At 43.2% G+C, this 1,528-nt stretch carries 1 protein-coding gene and 1 pseudogene; both read right to left on the bottom strand.

Annotated features, from left to right (window positions below):
* Positions 1 to 586, bottom strand: a 586-nt coding sequence (locus ACH2DQ_RS27940) for an iron-containing alcohol dehydrogenase (RefSeq protein WP_395028728.1), incomplete at its 3' end; no start/stop codon positions are given.
* Between the two features lie 359 nt (positions 587 to 945).
* A pseudogene (locus ACH2DQ_RS27935) lies at positions 946 to 1,528 on the bottom strand (NAD(+) synthase); the annotation flags it as partial.

The raw sequence follows: 1,528 nt of genomic DNA, 5'->3' as shown, positions 1-1,528 counted from the left end.
GTGTTAAAGCGTCCATACCTGTATATGCTGTTAAATGTGCCGGCATTGTTTCTGCTAATTCAGGATCCACGATCGCTACGTCCGGTGTGATATTGAAATCAGCCAGCGGATATTTGATACCTTTTGCATAATCTGTAATAACGGAGAATGCAGTAACCTCAGTAGCTGTTCCGGATGTGGAAGGAATCGCCAGGAATTTTGCTTTCTGTCTTAAAGTCGGGAAAGAAAATGGCTGGATAATTGCTTCAAATGTAGTATCCGGATATTCGTAGAATACCCACATTGCTTTTGCTGCGTCGATTGGAGAACCACCGCCCATTGCAATAATCCAGTCCGGTTCAAATTCTCTCATTGCTGCCGCGCCCTTCATTACAGTTTCAACAGATGGGTCCGGCTCAACATTTTCAAATAATTTTACTTCTATTCCTGCTTCTTTTAAGTAAGAAGTTACTTTGTCAACGAATCCGAATTTCTTCATAGAACCGCCGCCCAGAACCAGGATTGCTTTCTTTCCGTCCAATTGTTTTAAAAATTCAAGGGAACCTTTTCCCCAGTATAAATCTCTTGGTAATGTAAATCTGTTCATACGATAGTCCTCCATTATATTTAAATTAGATTAGAGCGTGTTTGAAAATTGATTTCTGACAGCTGTGTGCCTGAAATTTCAAGCAGGCTTTAATATGTACTTGATTCGTTTCCTATTATAGCATTGTTAAATAATTAACGCAACCCCTAATGGCGGATATCATAAAAATTTTATATTCTTATGTAAAATTGGTGCCCGCTGATGGCGGACACTACGTATCCCCCTTATGCAGTGCAACACTACTTGCGCAGATAAAAACAAATAAACGGAGGGACAAAATCCGCCCTCCGTCTACCTCTTATACTTTCTAAAATAAACCAGCTTACATCCGGTTTTGGATCATTCTTTCCCTGTTCCAATTATGAAAGATGGTCCAGATTTTCCAGCCAGATTCTGGCGCTGGCATCGCTTGGCATTCTCAGATCCCCTCTGGGGGACACCGCAACCGATCCCACTTTTGGTCCGTCCGGAAGACAGGAGCGCTTAAACTGCTGTGAGAAGAATCTGCGGTAAAAGGTTTTCATCCACTTTAATATCATTTCCTCATCGTAACTGCCTGCAAATGCTTTTTTCGCAATTCTAAATATTTTAGCCGGTTCATATCCAAACCGCAGTATATAATACAGGAAAAAATCATGCAGCTCATAAGGTCCCACCAGATCTTCTGTCTTCTGGGAAATTTCTCCATCCTTTGGCGGCAGTAGTTCCGGGCTTACCGGGGTATCCAGTACATCCAAAAGTGTCCGGCTTAATACTTCATCGCCGCAGGTATCCGCATAGTAGCGTACCAGGTGCCTTACCAGGGTCTTGGGAACGGAAGCATTGACTCCGTACATGGACATATGATCCCCATTGTAAGTTGCCCATCCAAGCGCCAGTTCGGACATATCTCCGGTACCGATCACAAGACCGCCGCATTGGTTGGCAATATCCATCAGTACC

The sequence above is a fragment of the Robinsoniella sp. genome (assembly GCF_034124845.1).
Note: the sequence above shows the minus strand (reverse complement) of the source record. Positions and strands in the feature narration are given on the sequence as shown.